Source organism: Cytobacillus sp. QJM3NY_8 (assembly GCF_056173585.1).
In genome coordinates, this window is sequence record NZ_CM149681.1 from 1,340,347 (window position 1) to 1,362,494 (window position 22,148).

The following is a 22,148-nucleotide window of genomic DNA, read 5'->3' on the forward strand; positions in this document are numbered from 1 at the left end:
TATTAGTAAGATTGGAAACGCATAAATCTAAATGGGCATACTTTTTCCTGGCTGTATCTGCGGCAGTTTTTCTCTATTTTTTGGCTTCTGTTAATATCGGAGCATCACTGGAATTTGATCGTTATTTTTCGAAATTTTTTACAGGTTTGTTTTCAGAAAATACCCATCCATTTTTTGAAGCTATGGACACTTTGGGAGATAAAGCCGGTGTTGGAATTATCACATTGGCATTCTTATTGTTACTTTTGTTTAAATATAGGAATTATGAAGCGATGGCATCAGTTGTTTTTGCTGTTGCAGCGGGAAATGAAGTAAATAAGTGGCTTAAAGAGGCTATTGGCAGGCCGCGCCCTGATCAGGAACATCTGGTTGATGTGGCGAGTCTCAGCTTTCCGAGCGGACATGCAATGATTGGGATGATCCTCTATGCGGTTATGGCCTATTTTATCATTGACGAATTAAAGTCCAAGTCTGCAAAATGGATCACGGCGATATTAGCTGGCATATGGATTTTTCTAATGGGAATCAGCCGGATTGTGATGGGTGTACATTATCCGTCAGATATTGCAGCGGGATTTGCAGCAGGATATATTTGGGTATTTATTACGATTTCACTTTACGCAGCACTAAAGTCAATGTTCAGAAGAAATTCACACCAGAGAGACTCGGCATAAAGTAAAGAGACTATCGCAGATAGTCTCTTTACTGCTTTTTAAATGAGAAACATGGCTGCAATAGTTGTCACAATTAAACCAATTGTCACCGGAAGCAAATTCCTGCGTGCCAGTTCAAAAGCGTCTACATTACAGATGGCTGCTGCAGGGATGAGGGCCCAAGGAACAAGTGTACCTCCGCCTACCCAGATTCCGGCTACCTGGCCTAAAGCTGTTAGGGTTGCCGCGCCTGTGCCTATGGCTGCCGCGAACAGGCTTGCAATCGAGCCGGCAAGTGATATGCCGGAAAAACCAGATCCGTCAAGGCCGGTAATAGCGCCAACCACTGTTAATGTAATGGCCCCTACTTCTTTGCTTAAAGGTACAGCGGATGCCAGGCCAACTCCAAGATCATTAACGATTCCATGAGAGTCTTTTGGCAGAAAGTCTCCTATCATTTGAGTAAATCCAGCGTCCCCCAGATAAAAGAAAGCTGCAATTGGAATTACAGGGCCAAAAACCCTAAAACCAAACTGGAAGCCTTCAACTAAATAGCCAGTTGTTTTTTCAAGGCCTTTATTCCGATGTGCAGATAGCGAAATCATCAGAAGGATGAAAATCGATGTCCCGCCTACTAAAGCTGTTGCGTCACCGCCCTGGAGGTCGAGTGCAAACATGGCAGCAACATCAGCAGCAAATAAGACAGGAATGAATAGGGCAAAAAAGCGCTTTTGATTAAGTGATAGCAAATGTTGTTGACTGGCGTCAGACTGAAGTTCGGCAGGGGTATCCACGGTGAGTCCTGTTGCTGCATTCAGCTTTCCGCTTTTCATGTCTCTCTTTATAAGATAAAAAGCTGTAATAGTTGTCACTGCTCCCATAATAATAACAAGCGGAATACTGGCTGATATGACTTCCCCGACAGGAAGCCCGGCTGCATCGGCAGTTAACTTCGGTGCAGCCTGGATTATAAAATCCCCGGATAATGCAATGCCGTGTCCGAATAGGTTCATGGCCATTGCCACGCCCAAAGCAGGCAATCCAACCCGGATGGCTACTGGGAGAAGTACTGCTCCCATTAATGCAACTGCAGGAGATGGCCAAAAAAACCATGAGATGACCATCATCAAAATCCCAATAGTCCAATAGGCGAGCGCTGGTGTCCTGATTAATTTGGTAAAAGGAGAGATCATGACATCATTGATTCCAGTTATGGTCAGTGTCCGGCTCATGGCGACAATTATCGAAATGACCAGTATGGTGGAAAGGAGTTCTGTAATGGCAAAAATAAAACTGGTAAAAATACTGCTGACTGAACTGCTTAAGGAGCCGGTAGCCGTTATGGCAATTAAAAAGATGCCTGCAATACAGACAAGGGTTGTATCTCTCCTCATAATCATGAAACCAATAATTAACAGAATAAAAAGAACATAAATCCAATGGATGGCTGTAAGTTCAACTCCCATCTATTTTCCCCCTTTCATAATTCCATAGAGAAGCGCCGATTTAGGCGAATCACCCGATTTGGAATGTAGTACAGAATATGATGGGAAGAAATAAATGGTGATATGAATTGCATCCGTCCGGAGGCGGAGGCTGAACCACTCTGCGGAATGTTTCGGTAAAACAGCTGAGTGATAAAATGAATATATTGAAGGAAAAGGTTTCTATTTTAGCGAATACAAGAATAGGAGAAAAGAAGGAAGGGAACGCCTATGAGATACAGGTCAGTTAATCAGATCATCTTCGCGGTAACTTTATCAGCAGTTGGAGTTTTGCTTCTCCTTATGAACATAGGTGTCATTTCCTTGGAAATAAAAGAGGTATTTGTCGTAATTTACCCCTTTATTTTATTGGCTGCAGGACTCCATTACCTGCTGTCATACATGTTGAAGAAAAGCCGGAGCGGAATGTTTCCCGGGTTATTTCTAATAGTATTTTCTTTTCTATTAATCCTTGATCGTTTTGAAGTAACTGAATTTAGGTTTATGGAAATATGGAAACTTTGGCCCTTGTTCCTTATTTTTTTCGGCATTAATATTTTATTGAAACGAGATCGTTTGAAGATTCATTTTGAACAGGATTTCCCAGCGGAAATATATGAAAAAAACAAGGGTGCAGCGGAGAAGAAGGTTATTAATATATCAAAATACGAAAGCCCGCAGCCGCTTAAAAATATAAGAGGTTTTTCGATTGGCGATGTGGATTTTAAACAGCCAAATTGGTCTCTGGAGCCAATGGATTTATATACAATGATCGGTGATTATTTTATTGATTTCAGCAAGGCCTTCATCCCGGAGAAAGAGACACCTGTCATTGTAAGAGGGTGGATTGGGGATGTAAAAATGATCATTCCTGAAAACATTCCCGTGATGATCCAGTCAAATATTAATATAGGGGACATTCGCATTTTTGATCAAAAGACAGGTGACATTAACCGCAGTCTTCAATATAAGTCGCCCGGTTACGATGAAGCATCAAGAAAGCTGAGAATCGCTGTACAAGTAAAAATTGGATCCATCCGGATCGATAAAGTATAGGGGTATATGATGAGAAAAACCGGGATCAGGTATTGGTTTGTACAGAGTTTTATTATGATGGCCATTATAAGTTCATTAATCTTTTTTGTCGGATTACAGGTGTATCTATTTTATAATCCTGAATCGCCAATGACGATAAAGAGCACCTTCTCGCTTTTTTTGTATGCTTTAACCATTTTACTTCTTACAGGAGCCTACTTTGGACTTAAGGGCAGCTACTTAATTAAAGGCAGGCTCGGTGATATTTTATTATTTGTTTCAACATTAAGGAGCGGCAAGTATGCTGATCGGATGGAATCCTATGAAAAAGATGAGATAGGGTTAATTTCAGATGAACTGAATCAGCTGGCGGAAAATATCCAGGTGCAGGTTTTTTCCATGCAGCGGCTAGCTGATGAAAAGTCTATCCTGGCACAAACAGCCCATTCAGCTGCTGTGATGGAAGAGAGACAGCGCCTGGCAAGGGATCTGCATGATGTAGTGAGCCAGCAGCTTTTCGCTTTGAGTATGATGTCTTCAGCTGCCCTAAGAGTTTTCGATTTAGATAGCGACAAAGCAAGAGAGCAGTTAAATGAAATCTCTCAAATCGCTGCGAAAGCGCAGGGGGAAATGAGGGCGCTTCTTCTCCATTTGAGACCAGTGCAGCTGAGTGATGACAGGCTATGCGATGGAATTATTAAGCTGATACAGGAGTTAAAGGCAAAGACAAACATCGATTTTAATGCAAGCATTGATGAGATTGAAAATCTTTCAAAAGCAGCGGAAGAGCATTTGTTTCGGATTGTGCAGGAAGCCCTATCTAATGTACTCCGCCATGCTGATGCAGGGAATATAAAAATAACCTTAACGGAAGAAGAAGATTACATTAATCTTTTTATTGCTGATAATGGAAAAGGCTTTAATCCTCATAAAGAGAGGATCACCTCCTATGGGCTGAAGACAATGAGGGAACGCTGTGAAGAAGTTGGAGGAATATTCAAAATACGTTCTAAGAAAAATGAAGGAACCTATATAGATATTAAAATTCCGGCAAAAGGGGAGAGGCTGAAATGATCAGTGTTGCTGTAGTGGATGATCATGAAATGGTAAGAAAAGGCATTATATCTTATTTGGCAACGGAAGCTGGAATAAAGGTAATTGGGGAAGCAGAAAGCGGAAATGAAGCTGTAAAGCTTGTACTCAATGAACGGCCGGAAATCGTTCTGATGGATCTGCTGATGGAAAATGGGAACGGAATTGAAGCCACAAGGGAGATTTTAAAAAGCTATCCTGGGTGCAAAATTATAATCATAACCAGCTATTACGATGATGAACAAGTTTTCCCGGCAATTGAAGCGGGTGCGTTCAGCTATATGCTTAAAACAGCAAATGCTGCCGAGGTTGTGAATGCAATTAAGAAAGCTGCACAAGGAGAGTCCGTTATTGAATCAAAGGTTGCGGGGAAAATGGTAAGCCGTTTTAGAGAAAAAGAAAAAAAGCCTCACGATGATTTAACTGAAAGGGAGTTTGATGTTCTGCTCTGCATTGGGGAAGGGATGACAAACCAGGAAATCAGTGAGGAATTGTTCATTGGCATCAAAACAGTCAAAACACACGTAAGCAATATCCTCAGTAAACTGGGTGTGACTGACCGTACTCAGGCAGCAGTTTATGCCAATCGAAATGGCATAATTAAAAGACAGGCATAGAGAAGGATGAGCTGCTGCAGCTCATCCTTTATTAAATTAAAAGAATGTATGAATTCTTAAGTTAGATAATTGTCTAGCTTCAGCGCCTACCCCCTCGAGGTCACAAGCCAATCCTCCCAAAAAGGCAAAGGACGCCTTTCCGGAAGGCTCGTCTTGTGCTTGTCGGGGGGGGGCTAGGCGCTTCCGCTTTTCTTATTTCTCTTCTTCAGGGATATAATATTGGGTCACATATGAAGGGCTGGAGAATATATTCGGTGTCTTATCGATGCCGCTTTCCGTCCCGCGTTTTTCATGTGCTTTTTCATATGCTTTGGAATTCTGCCAGTTCTTAAAGGATTTTTCATCCTTCCATAGTGTTAGAATGATATATGTGTTTGATTCAAGTGGCCGCAGAACCCGGATGGCCGTAAATCCCGGTTCATTTTCAATAAGTCCTGCCCTGTTTTTAAACCGGTGCTCAAAAAGCGGCCTGCCTTCATCTGTAACAGGTATATTATTCAGAACTGCAAATCCTGCATCATTGAATGTACCGGAAGAATCAATTACTTCATAGGAACGAGGTTCTTTAAAGATGGAGGCTCCTGCTGTTTCATGGATTAATAAGGCACTCTCAGTATTCTGCATTACAACCATGTTTTCATTGGAGTGCTTTTTTTCAATTTTTTTCAAAAAATCGTAAGTTCCTCTTGCCATATATATCTTCATTTTTTCTCACTCCACTTGGAAAAGTTTATAGTGTTTTTTGAAAGTCATTTCAGTGAAAATATCATGCTGTTAAACATTTCATTCATTAATTGAAAAATTTTATGAGCTAATATCCTTACAATCTTTAATTTTCCCTTATTTAGATAGTTAAAAACGTCAATTTTTTGACATTTGTCCTTCAAATCTATACAAAAACAGAGAAAAAAGGATATAGTCATAAAGGATAGATACTGGCGATTTCTAATTTTGGTATATATATATTACAATAATACGCAGACAAGTCTTGAAAGGTGGATAAAATTTAATGACGAACTCATTTAACGATACATTTCTGAAGGCAGCGAGGGGGGAACAGACAGATTATGTTCCTGTTTGGTATATGCGCCAGGCTGGCCGTTCGCAGCCGGAATATAGAGCGATAAAAGAAAAATACTCCCTATTTGAAATTACACACCAGCCTGAGCTTTGTGCCTATGTTACTAGGCTGCCGGTAGAGCAATATAACAATGATGCTGCCATTCTTTATAAAGATATTATGTCACCTCTTCCTGCCCTTGGGGTTGATGTGGAAATTAAATCAGGAATCGGCCCTGTTATTTCAAATCCTATCCGTTCCATAGCGGATGTAGAAAAGCTTGGGGAAATCAATCCGGAAGAGGACGTTCCATATGTCCTGGAGACTATTAAGCTTCTTACTCAAGAGCAGTTGACTGTGCCTCTAATCGGTTTTGCAGGGGCTCCATTTACTATTGCCAGCTATATGATTGAAGGCGGACCATCTAAGAATTACAACAAAACGAAAGCATTCATGTATGCAGAACCTAAAGCCTGGTTTGCTTTAATGGATAAACTTGGGGAAATGACTATTACATATGTGAAATCCCAGGTCAAAGCAGGTGCGAAAGCTATCCAGATTTTCGATTCATGGGTTGGCGCCTTAAATGTGGAGGATTACCGCTATTTTATTAAGCCTGTAATGAATCGTATTTTCTCTGCCTTAAAAGAAGAGAATGTTCCGCTGATCATGTTCGGTGTAGGCGCAAGCCACCTGGCATTGGAGTGGCATGATCTGCCGCTTGATGTAGTTGGGCTGGATTGGAGACTTCCGATTCAGGAAGCAAGGGCAAAAGGCATCACCAAAACAGTCCAGGGCAATCTTGATCCGGCTATTCTCCTTGCACCATGGGAGGTTATAGAGGAAAGAGCAAAAGCTATTCTCGATCAGGGAATGGCCCAGCCTGGTTATATATTTAATCTTGGGCATGGTGTTTTCCCGGAGGTTAATCCGGACACATTAAAGAAATTAACTGCTTTTATTCATGAGTACTCTGCTTCCAAACTAAACAAGTAACCTTTAGGACAGCTTTGTCCAATGTCTGGTAAACCGATTGGCACATTGCTTGAGCATTAGTTTTGGTAATCAATTTAATTTTTGGCACAATAAGGACTGGAGACAAAACTATTTGAGGTGGAAGACATGGGTAAAAAGACAGTTGGTTTACTTGTAATGGCTTATGGAACTCCCTATAAGGAAGAAGACATTGAGCGTTACTATACACATATCCGCAGGGGAAGAAAGCCTTCTGAGGAAATGCTTGAAGATTTAAGAAGCAGATATGAAGCGATTGGCGGAATATCACCGCTTGCAGAAATTACTAAAGATCAGGCTGAAAAACTTGAACAGCATTTAAATGAAATTCAGGACGATTATGAATTCAAAATGTATTTAGGATTAAAACATATTGAACCTTTCGTAGAAGATGCAGTTAGACAAATGCATGAGGATGGGATTGAAGAGGCTGTCAGCATTGTTCTTGCACCTCATTTCTCAACCTTTAGTGTAAAATCATATAACGGCAGAGCCAAAGAAGAGGCTGAAAAGCTTGGCGGTCCTGTTATAAAATCAGTTGAAAGCTGGTATAAAGAGCCTAAGTTTATCAAATATTGGGCTGATCGTGTAAAGGAAACATTCGATAAAATGCCTGCTGAAGAAAAAGATTCAGCTGTGTTAATTGTTTCTGCACACAGTTTGCCGGAAAAGATTCTGCAATCAGGGGATCCATATCCGCATCAGCTGCAGGAAACAGCTGACCTGATTGCCGTACAGGCTGGCGTCAAAAACTATGCCGTTGGCTGGCAAAGTGCAGGAAACACACCTGAACCATGGCTTGGTCCTGATGTGCAGGATTTGACAAGGGACCTATATGAAAACAAGAGCTACAAGGCATTTGTGTATGCTCCTGTCGGCTTTGTTTCAGATCATCTTGAAGTGCTGTACGACAATGACTATGAATGCAAAGTTGTCACTGATGAGCTTGGTGCAAGCTATTACCGTCCAGAAATGCCAAATTCACAGCCAGAGTTTATTGATGCGATGTCTGATGCCATTTTTAAGTTGCTGAATAGATAAGCAAAAAATTAGAAAAGAAGGCGATTTACCGTGCAGGGAGAGAGACAGAAAGTTGTTGTTGCCGGAGGGGGAATTACTGGTCTTGCTGCAGCTTACTATCTGCAGAAGGAAGCCAAAGAAAAAGGAATGGCCCTGGATGTAAAGCTCATAGAAGCTTCACATCGTCTTGGCGGCAAGATTCAAACAATAACACGAGACGGTTTTGTGATCGAAAGAGGACCAGATTCCTTTCTGGCCCGTAAACAAAGTGCGTCCCGGCTTGCCAAGGAAGCAGGGCTGGAAAAAGAGCTTGTGAGAAATACATCCGGTAAGTCCTATGTTCTTGTAAGACAGCGCCTATTTCCAATGCCGGGCGGATCAATCATGGGCATTCCTACACAAATTGCTCCCTTTATTACAACCGGCTTATTCTCTCCCGCAGGGAAGGCAAGAGCTGCGGCAGATTTTGTGCTGCCGCGCTCCGCTTCTTCCAATGATCAGTCACTGGGTGCCTTTTTCAGGAGAAGGCTTGGTGACGAAGTTGTCGATAATTTGATTGAACCGCTTCTTTCTGGCATTTATGCTGGCGATATTGATCAATTAAGCCTTATGGCCACCTTCCCGCAGGTTTATCAGGTTGAGCAGAAGTATAGAAGTTTAATTCTGGGAATGAAAAAGTCCACAGGCTCTCACCCGAAACAAGCCGCAAACCGCAAAAGCAAAGAAGGGATGTTCCTTACTTTCAAATCGGGGCTTCAATCGCTTGTCGATGCCCTAGAGAGCAAGCTTGAACCTGGAACTGTACTAAAAGGCCATCGAATTGAATCGATCAAGAAGACTGGCAGAAGCTATACAGTTGAAATGAATGGCGGAGAAAACCTTCAGGCAGATTGCATGGTTATGGCTGTTCCCCACCATGCTCTGTGCAGCATTTTCTCTGGCTGGGGACTTTTTGGGCAGTTCAAAGACATGCCTTCCACTTCTGTGGCAACTGTAGCGCTGGCTTTTCCTGAGCAAGCGATTGAGAGGGATATTGACGGAACCGGTTTTGTTGTTTCACGCCATAGTGATTACACCATTACTGCATGTACCTGGACACATAAGAAATGGCCTCATTCGACCCCCAAAGGAAAAGTGCTTCTGCGCTGTTACGTTGGCAAAGCCGGTGATGAAGCAGTGGTGGATCTGTCAGATGACCAAATTGTTAAAGTTGTACTTGATGATTTAAATAAAACAATGAATATTAAAATGAATCCGGACTTTGTTTATGTAACAAGATGGAAGGATTCAATGCCGCAGTATACTGTAGGACATAAAGAGCGCGTCGGGCTGGCAAAGAAACAGGCACAGGAAAAGCTTCCGGGCATTTTTCTGGCAGGAAGTTCATTTGAAGGTCTTGGCGTTCCTGACTGCATAGATCAGGCAGAAGAGGCAGTTCGAAATGCAGTTGAATACTTGCAAAGCAACAAGCAAAAAGCTGTCCGTGTGTGACAGCTTTTTATATTGGATCATTTCAGCTTGCTTTTTCATTTAGAGTATGGTAAATTACTTTTTGTACTAATGACCAAATTGTTCATTTAGTCATTTTCTAAAGAGGTGAGTTCATGTCAGCAGATCGGAAACAGCAAATTATTGAGGCTGCCACTAAATCATTTTCTCTATTTGGTTATAAAGCAACCACTATGGATCAAGTTGCAAAGCTTGCAAATGTTGGAAAAGGCACTATTTATAATTTCTTTAAAAATAAAGAAGAGCTGTTTGATGAAATTATCCATACGCTCATTATGGAAATGAAAAGCGCAGCTGATGAAGCGCTTGATCCTTCTTTGCCCTTTCATAAAAATGTTCATCGGGGTTTGTATAAAATACTTGAATTCCGCATGAAGCATCAGCTGACAATCAAGCTTTTCCAGGAAGCAAAGGAAATGGGAACTCCTGCTGTTACAGATGTAATTGGGAAAGTAGAGGATGCGATATTAAGTTATTTAAAAGACAAAGTCACACAAGCGATTGAAAAAGGAGAAATCCGGAAATGCGATCCGGAACTGACATCTTTTGTGATGCTGAAGCTTTATATTGCTCTCATATTTGATTGGGAGCAGCGTCATGAACCTTTGGAAAAAGAAAAAATAGCTATGCTGTTTGAACAATACATTATGAAAGGATTATCGAACTAGATAGTCCTCTATTTTTTCAGAGAAATGACCGAATGGGGAAATTAGTCATTAAGTTATTACGGAGGGATTTACGGTGAGAAACAAACTTTTCTTGAAGGAGTTTTCAGCAATCTTAAAAAACAAAAAACTGCTGATTCCTATTATCGCAGTAGTGTTTATTCCTATTTTATACAGCGGAATGTTTCTTTGGGCATTTTGGGATCCATACGATCATTTAGATGATCTGCCTGTTGCTATCGTTAATGAGGATGCAGGTGCTGCATTTGAAGATAATGAATTGCATCTGGGCGATGATCTTGTTGATAAATTAAAGGAAAGCAAGGACTTTAATTTTCAATTTGTTGATAAAGAGGAAGCATATAAAGATCTAAATGATCAGCAATATTATATGCTTGTTGAAATCCCTAAGGATTTTTCCAAGAATGCAACCACTCTCCTGGAAGACAATCCGCAGAAAATGAACCTGATTTACGTTCCCAATGAGAGCTACAATTTTTTATCAGCTCAAATTGGCGGAACAGCTGTAGAAAAAATTAAAGCGTCTCTGTCAGAAAAAGTGACTGAAACATATGCTGAAACGATGTTCGATAAGGTAGGGGAACTGGCAGATGGCATTGGACAGGCAAGTAATGGGGCCCTTCAAATCAGTGAAGGAGCTGCAGATTTAAAGGATGGTTCTGACACGCTGCATGAGAAGCTGGCGCTTTTAGCCGATAAATCCATTGAGTTCAATAATGGTGTAAGCTCAGCAAGAAAAGGTTCAGAAGAAATGACAGAAGGAGCTAAATCCCTTTCAGAAGGTTTAGGGAAATTAGCTGAAGGCCAATCAGAATTAAGTAAAGCTTCTGATCAGCTGGAATCTGGAAGTCAAAAGCTGTCAGCAGGTGTTACACAAACAAAAGCAGGGATTGTTACAATAAAGGAAAAACTTCCTGTTATGATTGATGGAACTGAGCAGGTGGAAAATGGAGCGAAAACCTTATCTTCATCTCTGGAACAATGGCAAACGGAGGCACAAAAACTCAGTGGAGGCACTGCTCTTTTAGAGCAAAAGCTGCAGGGCTTTATATCGCAGCTTCCTGATGGATCTCCTGAAAAAGCTGAGCTTCAGACTGTGCTTGCCCAGCTGAAGGCTGGATCAGCCCAGCTTGCTGAGTCAGCTGGTAAACTATCTGCGGGAGGAGCCGAATTATCCCAAAAAATGGGGCAGCTAAATGAAGGACAGCTGCAGCTCCAGCAGGGAATAAATCAGCTTGCCCAAGGGGCATCCGATCTGGAAACTGGTTCTCAGCAGCTTGTACAGGGACATAAAGATTTCGGTGCTGGAATGGAAACATTTGCTCAGAAATTTGGTGAAGCCCAAGCCGGAGCAGACAGGCTAGCAGGCGGTGCAGCAGATTTGTCAGGAGGTCTTGGCAAACTGACCCAAGGTTCAGCTGCATTTGCAGATGGCACAAAGCAGCTTGAAGATGGCGCAGGCAAAGTAGCCGAAGGTAATGCACAAATCTATGAAGGTTCTTCTGAGTTAGCAAATAAATTAGCGGATGGCGCTGAAAATGCATCAGCCGTAAATGCCAGCGATAAAACTTATAATATGATGGCAAATCCGGTAGAAATAGATAATGAGAAGATTACAGAAGTACCTAACTATGGTACAGGGTTCGCGCCATATTTTCTGTCGCTTGGCCTTTTCGTGGGTGCTCTGCTTCTTTCAATTGTATTTCCGCTTCGGGAGCCGGCTGGCGTTCCGCGGTCAGGATTTAGCTGGTTTGCAAGCAAGTTTGGGATTCTTGCTGGAGTAGGCATTATTCAGGGTCTCATTGCTGCCATGATATTATTGCTGGGACTTGGCCTGGAAGTGCAGAGTGTACCTTTGTTTCTGCTGTTTACAATCATAACCAGCCTTACGTTCATCGCGCTTATTCAATTTTTTGTCACCGTCATGGGTGATCCTGGCCGGTTTGCTGCCATAATTATATTAATTCTCCAGCTGACAACAAGTGCAGGTACTTTCCCGCTTGAGCTGATTCCTAATGCACTTCAGCCAATCAGTTCATACTTGCCTATGACCTATTCTGTTTCCGGACTAAAGGCTGTCATTTCTAGCGGGAATTTTGATTTCATGTGGGAGAATGCAGTCATTCTATTGAGTTTCGCTGCCCTGTTCATTGCAGGAACCTTTGTTTACTTTACTGCAATGCACAAGAAAAGATTTGCAGCTGCTGCAGGGCATGCTGATTGATTATAAGCAAAAAACAAAGCCAGCCCACAGGGCTGGCTTTTAATATATTATTCTATAAATCTGTTATTCCCATGCATTCATCACACTTGTTTCCGTAGCATTCATGCTGCTCTTCGATCGACTTCCCGCATTCTGAACATTGTTTTGCCGGCAGGTTTCTGAAAAACTCCATAATGTTTTGAATCATGTTGAAGCCTCCTGATTTGTAATATTGTTCTAAATAATTTGATTATTTAAGTTTATTGTATTATAACAGTATCTTTGTGTCAACTCCTGTTTCAATACAATATTAAAAAAGTGAAAAAATAGGCATAATCGAGTATATTGGACATAGTAAAGATGGGCCTTTCCCTGAGAGTTTGGTTATCAGTCATAGCGTAGGAACTTACGCTTTTTTAATAAGGAGGAAACGTGATGAAGTTAACTGTAATTGGGAGCTGGGGCGGTTATCCTAAAGCTGATGGGGCGAGTTCAGGGTATTTGCTGGAGCATGATGGGTTTCATTTGCTGATCGACTGCGGAAGCGGCGTACTTTCAAAAATGCAGAATTTTTTTCAGCCAGAAGAATTGGATGCAGTGATTATCTCGCATTACCATCCAGATCACATTGCGGATATAGGGGTTCTGCAGCATGCCAGGCTCATTCAGAGTTTTTTAGGCAGGAAAACAGATACCCTCCCGATCTATGGTCATTCTCTTGATCAGTATGAATTTGCCAAATTTACATACAAGGATATCACAAAAGGAGTCTGCTATGATCCTGATGGCACTCTCTTTGCAGGGCCGTTTCAAATTCGCTTTTTAAAGACTAATCACCCTGTGCCTTGCTATGCAATGAGAATTGAAGCAGACGGCAAAACGCTTATTTATACGGCTGATACGTCATATAAAGAAGAGCTGGCAGCATTTAGCGAAAATGCTGATTTATTAGTTTGCGAATGCAATTTTTACGGTCATCAAAATGGAAAAAATGCTGGGCATATGACAAGCTTGGATGCTGGAACATTGGCCAGCAAAGCAAAGGTGAAAAATTTGCTGCTGACTCATTTGCCTCATTATGGTGAACTGCGAAAGCTGAAGGAAGAGGCTTCAACAAAATATACCGGTCCTATTTCTATTGCGGATTATCAATGGTCCCATACTTTTTGAGGAGGAACACAGATGCTTTTTATTGACAACCAGGGAATCACAGATCCCAGAATTAACCTTGCTATTGAGGAATATGCACTAAAGAATCTTGATATTGAAGAAACCTATTTGCTTTTTTATATTAATGAACCTTCCATTATTATTGGAAAAAACCAGAATACAGTTGAAGAGATTAATACTGAATATGTCGAGAACAATGGTATCCATGTGGTCAGAAGGCTTTCTGGCGGCGGGGCTGTTTATCATGATTTAGGCAATCTCAACTTCAGCTTTATCACAAAAGATGATGGAGAAAGCTTCCACAACTTCCAAAAGTTTACCGAGCCGGTTGTAGAAGCTTTGCAGAAGCTTGGTGTTAATGCTGAATTGAGCGGGCGAAATGACCTGATGGCAGAAGGCAGAAAGATATCCGGGAATGCCCAGTTTTCTACCAAAGGCAGAATGTTTAGCCATGGTACCCTCTTGTTTGATTCCGAAATAGAAAATGTCGTTTCGGCATTAAAGGTAAAGAAAGATAAAATTGAATCGAAAGGCATTAAGTCTATTCGAAGCCGTGTTGCTAATATCTCAGAGTTCCTGGATAAAAAAATCACAATTCAAGAATTTCGCACTTTGCTGCTTAAGAATATTTTTGGTGATTTAGATGAAATTGCAGAGTACAGGCTTACGAATGATGATTGGGAAAAAATTCATCAGCTGTCCAAGGAGCGCTATCAAAACTGGGATTGGAATTATGGAAAATCACCCAAATTTGATCTTCAGCACTCGCATCGTTTCCCAGTGGGGCAAATTGATATTAGACTTAACGTCACAAAAGGGAAAATTGAGGAATGTAAAATTTACGGAGACTTCTTTGGGGTTGGAGATGTAAGCGAAATTGAAAGCAAGCTTACAGGAATTCGCTATGAAAAGTCAGAGATTGAAAATGCCCTTGAAGGAGTGGACATTAAGCATTACTTCGGAAATGTGACAAAGACCGAATTTATCAACCTGGTTTATTAATGGGATCATTTATTGGAAAGCTGGCATTATGCCGGCTTTTCTTATATTTATATAAAGTTTTGCGAAAGGCAGTCCTCTATAAAAAAGAAATTGTGAACAATTCGCTTTCCTACTTGAATACAAAACTTTCTTTCAATATAATATATTTAGAAAATTTATTTAATAAAAATGAATGACTATTCATTCATTACAGGGGGAGTGTAAATGAATTTAACAGAGCAGCTGCATGAAACGGCGATCAAAATGGGCAATAAGACTGCCTATTATTTTATGGACCAGTCCAGTACATATGGGGAGCTTGATGGTGCTGTGACTAAATTTGCGGATGGGCTCTCAAAGCTGGGAGTGAAAAAAGGAGATCATATTGCTCTTTTACTTGGGAATTCGCCGCATTTTGTCATCGGCCTGCATGGAGCACTGCGGCTTGGAGCAACTGTTATACCGATCAACCCAATTTATACACCGGATGAAATTGGCTACATTGTTAATAATGGTGATGTAAAAGCGCTTGTTACGCTTGACCTGTTAGTGCCTTTGATTGAGAAGATGCATCAGGCTCTTCCAAGAGTGGAGAACTTTATTATTTGTGAAACCCCGCAGGGACAGGCTTCAAAAGCGGATCCGTCTGCATTATCAGCTTTCTCAAAAATGAAATCGTTTACACAAGTGATAGCTTCAGGAGATTTGGATTTTAAAGGCCCTGAGCTCAAAGATGATGAAACAGCCGTTATCCTATATACATCCGGTACGACAGGCAAGCCGAAGGGTGCCATGCTGACACATAAAAACCTCTACTGCAATGCAAAGGATGTCAGCGACTATTTGCACATGAACGAAAATGACCGGGTTATCACTACTTTGCCTATGTTTCATGTCTTCTGTTTAACGGTTGCTCTCAATGCACCGCTGATGAATGGGGCTACTATTTTAATAGATCCAAAATTCAGCCCGAAAGAAATATTTAGACTCGCTAAAAAATATGAACCTACTGTTTTTGCCGGCGTTCCGACCATGTACAATTTCCTTCTTCAGTTTGATGATGGAAATACGGAAGATCTGAAATCGTTAAGGCTTTGCATTTCGGGCGGTGCTGCCATGCCTGTTGCACTTCTTCATGGCTTTGAAAAAAAATTCAATGTCATTGTCTCAGAAGGATATGGTCTTTCAGAAGCTTCTCCGGTTACCTGCTTCAATCCGCTTGATAAGCCGCGGAAAGCAGGCTCAATCGGGCAATCCATTATGAACGTTGAGAATAAGGTCGTAAATGAACTGGGAGAGGAAGTTTCCGTTGGCGAAGTAGGTGAACTGATTGTGCGCGGGCCCAACGTGATGAAAGGCTACTACAAGCTGCCGGAAGAAACCGCGGCAACTATTCGCGATGGCTGGCTTTATACAGGAGACCTCGCAAAAAGGGATGAGGAAGGTTATTTTTATATCGTTGACCGTAAAAAGGACCTTATTTTAGTCGGCGGATATAATGTGTACCCGCGGGAAGTTGAAGAGGTGCTCTATAATCACGAGGATGTAGTTGAAGTTGCTGTATTGGGTGTGCCTGACCCAAATCTGGGTGAAGCGGTGAGATGCTATGTTGTAACTAAAAATCCTCAGCTGACAGAAGAACTGCTGCTTGCATACTGTGCTGAGCATCTGGCTAAATATAAAGTGCCGTCATCGATCGAGTTTTTAGAAGAGCTGCCAAAGAACACAACTGGTAAAATTTTGAGGAGAGCATTGAAGAATCAGGTTCTACAGACTAAATAGGTTTTTATGGACAGGCATGGGATGTGTCTGTCCTTTTCTATTCCAATTTCAGATTGACTAAATTTGAAAGGGTTTTCACGAAATTTATCGAATTATTAGATAGTACTTGAAAGAGGAGAGATACATATGAGTTCTATTGCAGTCGAAACAAAAGGTCATATTGCGGTCGTAACGATTAACCGCCCTGATGCATTGAATGCTTTTAATTTTGATACTTTATCGGAGCTTCAGGAATCAGTTGAAAAGCTGCGCACCAGCCCTGATGTGCGTGCAGTGATTTTTACAGGGGCTGGAGAAAAAGCATTCAGTGTTGGTGCAGACTTAAAAGAGCGCAGGACACTATCAGAAGAGCAAGTCCGCAGAAATATATATAAAATAGGTGAGGTATTCTCACTGGTTGATCAGCTTCCGCAGCCTACTATTGCTGCTATTAACGGTTTTGCCTTCGGGGGCGGGATGGAGTTAGCTCTATCCTGCGATTTCCGCATCGCCGTTTCAGGCACTTTAATGGGACTTACAGAAACAAGTTTGGCCATAATACCAGGGGCAGGCGGCACTCAAAGACTTCCAAGATTGATAGGCCAGGCCAAAGCCCTGGAATTAATTTTGACGGCTAAAAGGCTTACTTCTGAAAAAGCGCTTGAATACGGCATCCTTACAAAAGTGACTGAAAAAGATAATCTCTTAAATGATTGCTTTGAATTTGCCGGACAAATGCTTAATAACGGCCCGCTTGCCCTGCAGCAGGCTAAATTTGCTGTAAAACATGGCATGGGTGTCGATTTGCAGACTGGGCTGCAGATTGAAAGGAAGGCATATGAAGTAATTATCCCAACAGAAGATAGAGTTGAAGCTCTTGCAGCATTTGCTGAAAAAAGAAAACCAGAGTTTAAAGGGAAATAAAATGAATAAGCGGGTAATGGGACACGGCAATATTTGGCTGTGTCCTTTCTATTAAAATAATAAATTTTTAGAAAATTATTAAAAAATATCTTGAATAGTGTCGCTATTAACTATATAATTTAGTGAATAAAAGCATAAAAGCATAAAAGTGCTGAAGTGAAAAGATAGAGATAAAAGGGGGATCATCTAGTATGTTAGAGAGAATAAAATCATTTAAAGCAATAGCTGCTGCAGGTCTTATGGGAACTTTGCTTCTAAGCGGCTGCGGGAGTGAAAGTACAAATGGAGATGCAGGCTCTTCTGATAAAGAAAAGGAAGAATCATTTAATATAGGAGTTACGCAGATTGTCGAGCATCCCTCGTTAGATGCGGCACTCGAGGGCTTTAAGAAGGCATTGGAGGATTCTGGTATTGAAGCAAGCTACGATGTTCAGATTGCACAAGGGGACCAGAATAATAATCAATCCATTGCCAATAATTTTGCCGGAGATGGAGTAGACCTGATCTTTGCCAACTCTACCCCCAGTGCATTAAGTGCACTGAATGCAACAAAGGATATACCAATTGTATTTACTTCAGTAACCGATCCAGTGGGTGCGCAATTAGTAAAATCAATGGATTCTCCTGAAGGAAATATAACAGGTACAACAGATACGCATCCTGATGCGATACCCAACATGGTTAAATTTATAAATGAACAGTTTGAGGCAGGCACAGTGGGTGTTATTTACAATTCTGGAGAACAAAATTCAGAGGTGCAGATTGAAAAGGTGAGGGAAGCTCTTTCAAGTACAGATATGAAATTGGCTGAAGCAACCGTATCCAATTCTTCCGAAGTGAAACAGGCTGCAGAATCTCTTGTCGGAAAAGCTGATGCCATCTATATTATTACGGATAATACTGTTGTTTCCGCTTTGGAATCTGTCATTCAGGTTTCAAACGACAATGACATCCCGCTTTTCGTGGGAGAACTGGACTCTGTTAAACGCGGGGGCTTTGCTGCTTACGGATTTGACTATGAAGATATCGGATATGAAGCTGGGGAAATGGCTGCAAAAATTTTAAAAGACGGCAAGAAGCCATCCGAACTTCCTGTCCAATATCCGCAGAAACTAAAGCTGCTAATCAATAAAAAGGCTGCAGAAGAAATGGGCATTGACTTAAAAGAGGAATGGAGCGATCTTGCTGAGTTTGTGGAGTAATACCTGTAAATAACCCACCAGCGTTTGCGCTTTTCTAATAGAAAGGGAGATTACTATGCCAACAGCGATCTTTGGTTCCATTGAGGCAGGAGCAATTTATGCCTTAATGGCATTGGGGGTTTACCTATCATTCAGAATACTGGATTTTCCCGATCTGACGGTGGATGGAAGCTTTGTAACGGGCGCATCTGTAGCAGCTGTCATGATAGTAGGAGGATACAATCCATTTTTGGCAACAATGACAGCATTGCTTGCGGGGTTTGCAGCAGGCTGCCTTACAGGCCTTCTTCATACAAAAGGAAAAATTAATGCCCTCTTGTCCGGAATATTAATGATGATCGCATTGTACTCTATCAATCTCCGGATTATGGGCAAGTCAAATGTTCCACTGCTGTCTGAGGAAACGGCTATCACAAAGCTTACAGCATTCTGGCAGGGACTTGGGATTGATCAGGCTATTCAAAGCCTGTTTGGGGCATTGGGAATGGGTTTCATCCCAAAGACCTGGGGGATTCTGATTTTAATGCTAATATTAGCCTTTGCTGCGAAAGTATTGATTGATCTTTTCTTAAAGACAGATATTGGTCTGGCTATACGTGCAACAGGCGACAATGAGACGATGATCCGAAGCTTTTCAGCTGATACAGATATCCTGAAGATAGCTGGCTTGGGCATTTCAAATGCACTTGTAGCTTTTTCTGGAGCATTAGTGGCACAGTATAACGGATTCAGTGACGTCGGAATGGGAATCGGGATGATTATCATAGGACTTGCATCCGTAATCATTGGAGAAGCAATCTTTGGCGCAAAAACTATTGTCCGAGCAACACTGGCTGTCATCGGAGGAGCCATTTTATATCGTATTATAGTCACTCTTGCATTGAGAGTTGAATTTCTTGAAACAGGAGATATGAAGCTAATCACAGCAGTAATCGTGATTGGTGCGCTGATTCTGCCAAAGCTTATTCAGCAGCAAAAAGAAAAGCAGAGAAAGCGGCGGAGATTAGCGGAAGCGAAAAAAACTAATGCCTACGGGAAAAGTGGTGAACATCTTGCTGCAATTAAATCAGATTCATAAAGTGTTTAATGAGGGAACTCCAGACGAAAAAACAGCACTTCACAGAATCGATCTTCATTTAAAGCCAGGCGACTTCATGACGGTTATTGGCAGTAATGGAGCGGGAAAATCTACTCTTATGAATATGATTTCCGGCAAATTGATTCCTGATATAGGAGAAGTGCTGGTTGATGGCACTGATGTCACTCTTGTGAAAGAACATAAAAGATCCAGGCTGATCGGACGTGTCTTCCAGGATCCGATGGCAGGAACAGCCCCTTCCATGACCATAGAAGAAAATCTTGCCATTGCTTATTCGAGAACTATGGCACGTGGCCTTCGCAAAGGAGTTTCCAAGAAACGACGCGACTTTTTCCAGGAAAAGCTGGAAATGCTGCATCTTGGATTGGAAAACAGGCTTTCAGCAAAAGTTGGACTGCTGTCAGGCGGGGAGAGGCAGGCATTATCCCTGTTGATGGCGACTTTTACAGAGCCTAAAATATTGCTTTTAGACGAACATACCGCTGCCTTGGACCCGGCTCGTGCAGAATTGATTACCAGCCTTACGAAAGAGATTGTGGAAACATATAAACTTACTACATTAATGGTGACCCACAATATGCAGCAGGCACTTGACCTGGGAAATAGGCTGATCATGATGGACAAGGGCCAGATCATTTTTGAAACAAATGAAGACCAAAAGAAAGATTTGACCGTCGAAAAACTGCTTGAAGAATTCCAAAAAATCCGTGGAGAGAAAATGAGCAGTGACAAGGCTGTATTAATCTAAAGGGAGACCGGACAAAAGGCTTTTGGCTTTGTCCGGCTTGTTTGTTTTGGAAATATTCCAGTAAAAAAACATACCGCCCGAAGCGATATGCCAACTTTTTCATGGATAATACATGACTGCCTGGTAGCGAATCAGTTCGGCTCCGATATTTTTATACGTATGCGCTTTATTTGCTGAGAATTTTATTGAATTGCCGGAGCGGACAGTGATTCGCTGGTCTCCGATCTCTATTTCAAGAGTTCCGGACATGACAGTGATATATTCTTCAACACCCTCATTATGTTTATCAGATGTATGCTGGCAGCCCGATTCAATTTCGACTGTGAAGATCTCGAATTTCTTGCGGGGGTCAAAAGGGAACACGGGATAAACCCTGTAATCGCCCATGCTCTCCATTATTGGAGTTAGAGTCTTCAATTCTATGAGTTGGACATCTGATGGTTCCTCATGAATAAGTGAGGAAAATGAAACTTGAAGGCCGCTCGCGATTTTCCAAAGCGTGGTGACAGTCGGGTTGGATTCCCCCCGCTCAATCTGTCCCAGCATCGCCTTGCTGACCCCGGTTATTTCTGCCGCTGCATCCAGGCTGTATCCTCTTGTTTTTCGAATATTCCTTAGGTTTTCCCCAATACTTTTTTGAATATTCTCCATTATATCCTCCAGGTTTATTGTGTAATATAACGCACGAATGTATAATATACTATACCAGCGCATCATGCTTTAATATTAAGTCTATTATAGTATAATTTTCAGGCTGGTATTATATTTTTTAAGGCGGTGAGCATTATGGCAGAACTTGCAGTCGGCAAGCCTTCCGGGGAGTATAGGAAAGGGGTGCAGTCGGGAATCAGCATCGCGATAGGATATGCACCCATCGCTTTAACATTTGGGCTGCTCGCCAAAACAACTGGTCTTTCAATTGGTGAAACAGCTTTAATGAGTTTGCTCGTATTTGCAGGGGCAGCACAGTACATATCCCTGAGCCTTCTTTCATTGGGAACGGGCATATTTGAAATTGTTTTGACATCTTTTATCGTGAATATCAGGCACTTCTTAATGTCAACCTCTCTTAATGAAAAGTGGGATGATGAACAGGCTGCTAACAAGGTAATTTTATCTTTTGGGATTACGGACGAAACTTTCTCAGTTGCAGCAGTACGTGAAGAAAAGGTAACAAGCGGTTATATGCTTGGGCTTATCTCGGTTTCCTATTTAAGCTGGGTCTTTTGCTCAGGGCTTGGGCACCTAATTGGTGGGAGCCTTCCGCAAACCTTGCAGGAAAGCATGTCTGTTGCTCTTTATGCCATGTTTGTCGGCCTTCTCGTTCCGTCTATGAAAAAGAGTGCAAAAGTTGTTTTTCTTGCGGCACTGGCAGCGTGTTTTAACACAATTTTCACTTTGACTAATACGCTATCGACTGGCTGGGCAATTGTGCTGGCCACGCTTTTGTCAGCTGTAATAGTAGAATGGATTGAAAATGCAAAAAACAGGCACAGGGGGCAGGGGCATGAGTAGCCATATCGTGTGGATGATTGTTGGGATGGCAGCAGTTACGTATATCCCAAGACTGCTGCCTTTTGTGCTTTTTAAGGGGAAGGAGCTTCCCGGGTTCGTTCAGGGGATATTAAAGAATGTGCCGTATGCGACCTTAGGGGCACTTATTTTTCCAGGCATCCTGTTTATAAATGAAGATATTTGGTTTGGGCTGCTCGGGGCAGCTGCTGCTTTTCTAGCAGCCTTTTTAGGTGCAAATGTGATTGTTGTTGTATTAGGATCGATTGCTGTGTTATCTGTATATTCTTTCTTATTTTAGAAAAGATTATTATTGATGTTCTTTAGCCGGTTCCTTCTAGAACCGGCTTTTTCAATAGAACTCCTGTGAAAGGCTAA

22 protein-coding genes are annotated in these 22,148 nt (G+C 41.7%); 18 read left to right on the plus strand and 4 right to left on the minus strand.

The genetic code is table 11. The features are described 5' to 3' along the window. The first annotated feature begins 11 nt into the window (after positions 1 to 11). Positions 12 to 674: a phosphatase PAP2 family protein gene (locus AC0VZ9_RS07125; RefSeq protein WP_009331420.1), complete on the plus strand. Its 663-nt coding sequence runs from the start codon at positions 12 to 14 to the stop codon at positions 672 to 674. A 38-nt stretch (positions 675 to 712) separates the two neighbouring features. Here AC0VZ9_RS07125 and AC0VZ9_RS07130 read toward each other — a convergent pair whose 3' ends face one another. Continuing rightward, positions 713 to 2,119 (minus strand): hypothetical protein, encoded by a 1,407-nt coding sequence (locus AC0VZ9_RS07130; RefSeq protein ID WP_009331419.1) that lies wholly within the window; start codon positions 2,117 to 2,119, stop codon positions 713 to 715. A 249-nt stretch (positions 2,120 to 2,368) separates the two neighbouring features. Here AC0VZ9_RS07130 and liaF point away from each other — a divergent pair, with 249 nt between their 5' ends. The 3 genes from liaF to AC0VZ9_RS07145 are packed head-to-tail and all read left to right on the plus strand — an operon-like array spanning position 2,369 to position 4,881. After that, positions 2,369 to 3,193 (plus strand): cell wall-active antibiotics response protein LiaF, encoded by an 825-nt coding sequence (liaF, locus tag AC0VZ9_RS07135; protein ID WP_475397171.1) that lies wholly within the window; start codon positions 2,369 to 2,371, stop codon positions 3,191 to 3,193. A gap of 6 nt (positions 3,194 to 3,199) precedes the next feature. Further along, a complete protein-coding gene (locus tag AC0VZ9_RS07140) occupies positions 3,200 to 4,246 on the plus strand; it encodes a sensor histidine kinase (protein WP_475397172.1) in 1,047 nt (348 codons plus the stop codon). After that, positions 4,243 to 4,881, plus strand: coding sequence for a response regulator (locus AC0VZ9_RS07145; protein WP_009331415.1), 639 nt, complete (start codon positions 4,243 to 4,245; stop codon positions 4,879 to 4,881). The genes AC0VZ9_RS07140 and AC0VZ9_RS07145 overlap by 4 nt, the downstream gene beginning before the upstream one ends. Before the next feature lie 192 nt (positions 4,882 to 5,073). Here AC0VZ9_RS07145 and AC0VZ9_RS07150 read toward each other — a convergent pair whose 3' ends face one another. Beyond that, the gene (locus tag AC0VZ9_RS07150; RefSeq protein ID WP_475397173.1) at positions 5,074 to 5,586 is read right to left on the minus strand and encodes an antibiotic biosynthesis monooxygenase family protein; all 513 of its coding nucleotides are present in this window, start codon (positions 5,584 to 5,586) and stop codon (positions 5,074 to 5,076) included. 304 nt (positions 5,587 to 5,890) lie between these two features. Between AC0VZ9_RS07150 and hemE the strand changes: the two genes are divergently transcribed. The 5 genes from hemE (at position 5,891) to AC0VZ9_RS07175 (ending at position 12,394) form a co-directional block, all read left to right on the plus strand. Then, on the plus strand, positions 5,891 to 6,937 hold the full coding sequence (gene hemE / locus AC0VZ9_RS07155; RefSeq protein WP_475397174.1) for a uroporphyrinogen decarboxylase: 1,047 nt from the start codon (positions 5,891 to 5,893) through the stop codon (positions 6,935 to 6,937). Positions 6,938 to 7,063: 126 nt separating this feature from the next. Next, the gene (gene hemH, locus AC0VZ9_RS07160; RefSeq protein WP_009331409.1) at positions 7,064 to 7,996 is read left to right on the plus strand and encodes a ferrochelatase; all 933 of its coding nucleotides are present in this window, start codon (positions 7,064 to 7,066) and stop codon (positions 7,994 to 7,996) included. Positions 7,997 to 8,026: 30 nt separating this feature from the next. After that, entirely contained in the window at positions 8,027 to 9,466 is a 1,440-nt protein-coding gene (hemY, locus tag AC0VZ9_RS07165) for a protoporphyrinogen oxidase (protein ID WP_475397175.1), read from the plus strand. Positions 9,467 to 9,579: 113 nt separating this feature from the next. Continuing rightward, on the plus strand, positions 9,580 to 10,152 hold the full coding sequence (locus tag AC0VZ9_RS07170; protein ID WP_009331405.1) for a TetR/AcrR family transcriptional regulator: 573 nt from the start codon (positions 9,580 to 9,582) through the stop codon (positions 10,150 to 10,152). Positions 10,153 to 10,225: 73 nt separating this feature from the next. After that, positions 10,226 to 12,394, plus strand: a complete 2,169-nt coding sequence (locus AC0VZ9_RS07175) for a YhgE/Pip family protein (RefSeq protein WP_475397176.1) — start codon at positions 10,226 to 10,228, stop codon at positions 12,392 to 12,394. A 52-nt stretch (positions 12,395 to 12,446) separates the two neighbouring features. Here the strand turns inward: AC0VZ9_RS07175 and yhfH are convergent, their stop codons facing one another. Then, positions 12,447 to 12,581 (minus strand): protein YhfH, encoded by a 135-nt coding sequence (yhfH, locus tag AC0VZ9_RS07180; RefSeq protein WP_019381436.1) that lies wholly within the window; start codon positions 12,579 to 12,581, stop codon positions 12,447 to 12,449. 227 nt (positions 12,582 to 12,808) lie between these two features. Between yhfH and AC0VZ9_RS07185 the strand changes: the two genes are divergently transcribed. From AC0VZ9_RS07185 to AC0VZ9_RS07215, 7 genes are all read left to right on the plus strand, one after another. Next, on the plus strand, positions 12,809 to 13,543 hold the full coding sequence (locus tag AC0VZ9_RS07185; RefSeq protein ID WP_009331399.1) for an MBL fold metallo-hydrolase: 735 nt from the start codon (positions 12,809 to 12,811) through the stop codon (positions 13,541 to 13,543). Between the two features lie 12 nt (positions 13,544 to 13,555). Then, positions 13,556 to 14,545 (plus strand): lipoate--protein ligase, encoded by a 990-nt coding sequence (locus AC0VZ9_RS07190; RefSeq protein ID WP_009331397.1) that lies wholly within the window; start codon positions 13,556 to 13,558, stop codon positions 14,543 to 14,545. Positions 14,546 to 14,749: 204 nt separating this feature from the next. Beyond that, a complete protein-coding gene (locus AC0VZ9_RS07195; protein WP_192908332.1) occupies positions 14,750 to 16,306 on the plus strand; it encodes a fatty acid--CoA ligase family protein in 1,557 nt (518 codons plus the stop codon). Between the two features lie 126 nt (positions 16,307 to 16,432). Beyond that, positions 16,433 to 17,209: an enoyl-CoA hydratase-related protein gene (locus AC0VZ9_RS07200; protein WP_009331393.1), complete on the plus strand. Its 777-nt coding sequence runs from the start codon at positions 16,433 to 16,435 to the stop codon at positions 17,207 to 17,209. 191 nt (positions 17,210 to 17,400) lie between these two features. Next, positions 17,401 to 18,411 (plus strand): ABC transporter substrate-binding protein, encoded by a 1,011-nt coding sequence (locus AC0VZ9_RS07205; RefSeq protein ID WP_475397177.1) that lies wholly within the window; start codon positions 17,401 to 17,403, stop codon positions 18,409 to 18,411. 55 nt (positions 18,412 to 18,466) lie between these two features. Further along, positions 18,467 to 19,489, plus strand: a complete 1,023-nt coding sequence (locus AC0VZ9_RS07210) for an ABC transporter permease (protein ID WP_009331388.1) — start codon at positions 18,467 to 18,469, stop codon at positions 19,487 to 19,489. Next, positions 19,464 to 20,258 (plus strand): ABC transporter ATP-binding protein, encoded by a 795-nt coding sequence (locus tag AC0VZ9_RS07215; RefSeq protein WP_019381441.1) that lies wholly within the window; start codon positions 19,464 to 19,466, stop codon positions 20,256 to 20,258. The genes AC0VZ9_RS07210 and AC0VZ9_RS07215 overlap by 26 nt, the downstream gene beginning before the upstream one ends. A gap of 99 nt (positions 20,259 to 20,357) precedes the next feature. On the opposite strand, the gene AC0VZ9_RS07220 is transcribed toward AC0VZ9_RS07215, so the two are convergent. Further along, a complete protein-coding gene (locus AC0VZ9_RS07220) occupies positions 20,358 to 20,909 on the minus strand; it encodes a helix-turn-helix domain-containing protein (RefSeq protein ID WP_009331386.1) in 552 nt (183 codons plus the stop codon). Positions 20,910 to 21,044: 135 nt separating this feature from the next. On the opposite strand from AC0VZ9_RS07220, the gene AC0VZ9_RS07225 reads away from it, so the two are divergent. After that, entirely contained in the window at positions 21,045 to 21,773 is a 729-nt protein-coding gene (locus AC0VZ9_RS07225; protein WP_475397178.1) for an AzlC family ABC transporter permease, read from the plus strand. Then, entirely contained in the window at positions 21,766 to 22,071 is a 306-nt protein-coding gene (locus AC0VZ9_RS07230; protein ID WP_009331384.1) for an AzlD domain-containing protein, read from the plus strand. The genes AC0VZ9_RS07225 and AC0VZ9_RS07230 overlap by 8 nt, the downstream gene beginning before the upstream one ends. Positions 22,072 to 22,148: the final 77 nt, after the last annotated feature.

Coding starts and splice junctions, on each gene's coding strand:
- AC0VZ9_RS07145 (WP_009331415.1), top strand. CDS start 4,243: ATGATCAGTGTTGCTGTAGTGGATGATCATGAAATGGTAAGAAAAGGC.
- AC0VZ9_RS07200 (WP_009331393.1), top strand. CDS start 16,433: ATGAGTTCTATTGCAGTCGAAACAAAAGGTCATATTGCGGTCGTAACG.
- AC0VZ9_RS07220 (WP_009331386.1), bottom strand. CDS start 20,909: ATGGAGAATATTCAAAAAAGTATTGGGGAAAACCTAAGGAATATTCGA.
- hemH (WP_009331409.1), top strand. CDS start 7,064: ATGGGTAAAAAGACAGTTGGTTTACTTGTAATGGCTTATGGAACTCCC.
- AC0VZ9_RS07210 (WP_009331388.1), top strand. CDS start 18,467: ATGCCAACAGCGATCTTTGGTTCCATTGAGGCAGGAGCAATTTATGCC.
- yhfH (WP_019381436.1), bottom strand. CDS start 12,581: ATGATTCAAAACATTATGGAGTTTTTCAGAAACCTGCCGGCAAAACAA.
- AC0VZ9_RS07205 (WP_475397177.1), top strand. CDS start 17,401: ATGTTAGAGAGAATAAAATCATTTAAAGCAATAGCTGCTGCAGGTCTT.
- AC0VZ9_RS07130 (WP_009331419.1), bottom strand. CDS start 2,119: ATGGGAGTTGAACTTACAGCCATCCATTGGATTTATGTTCTTTTTATT.
- AC0VZ9_RS07170 (WP_009331405.1), top strand. CDS start 9,580: ATGTCAGCAGATCGGAAACAGCAAATTATTGAGGCTGCCACTAAATCA.
- AC0VZ9_RS07225 (WP_475397178.1), top strand. CDS start 21,045: ATGGCAGAACTTGCAGTCGGCAAGCCTTCCGGGGAGTATAGGAAAGGG.
- AC0VZ9_RS07230 (WP_009331384.1), top strand. CDS start 21,766: ATGAGTAGCCATATCGTGTGGATGATTGTTGGGATGGCAGCAGTTACG.
- AC0VZ9_RS07195 (WP_192908332.1), top strand. CDS start 14,750: ATGAATTTAACAGAGCAGCTGCATGAAACGGCGATCAAAATGGGCAAT.
- AC0VZ9_RS07190 (WP_009331397.1), top strand. CDS start 13,556: ATGCTTTTTATTGACAACCAGGGAATCACAGATCCCAGAATTAACCTT.
- AC0VZ9_RS07140 (WP_475397172.1), top strand. CDS start 3,200: ATGATGAGAAAAACCGGGATCAGGTATTGGTTTGTACAGAGTTTTATT.
- AC0VZ9_RS07150 (WP_475397173.1), bottom strand. CDS start 5,586: ATGAAGATATATATGGCAAGAGGAACTTACGATTTTTTGAAAAAAATT.
- AC0VZ9_RS07185 (WP_009331399.1), top strand. CDS start 12,809: ATGAAGTTAACTGTAATTGGGAGCTGGGGCGGTTATCCTAAAGCTGAT.
- liaF (WP_475397171.1), top strand. CDS start 2,369: ATGAGATACAGGTCAGTTAATCAGATCATCTTCGCGGTAACTTTATCA.
- hemE (WP_475397174.1), top strand. CDS start 5,891: ATGACGAACTCATTTAACGATACATTTCTGAAGGCAGCGAGGGGGGAA.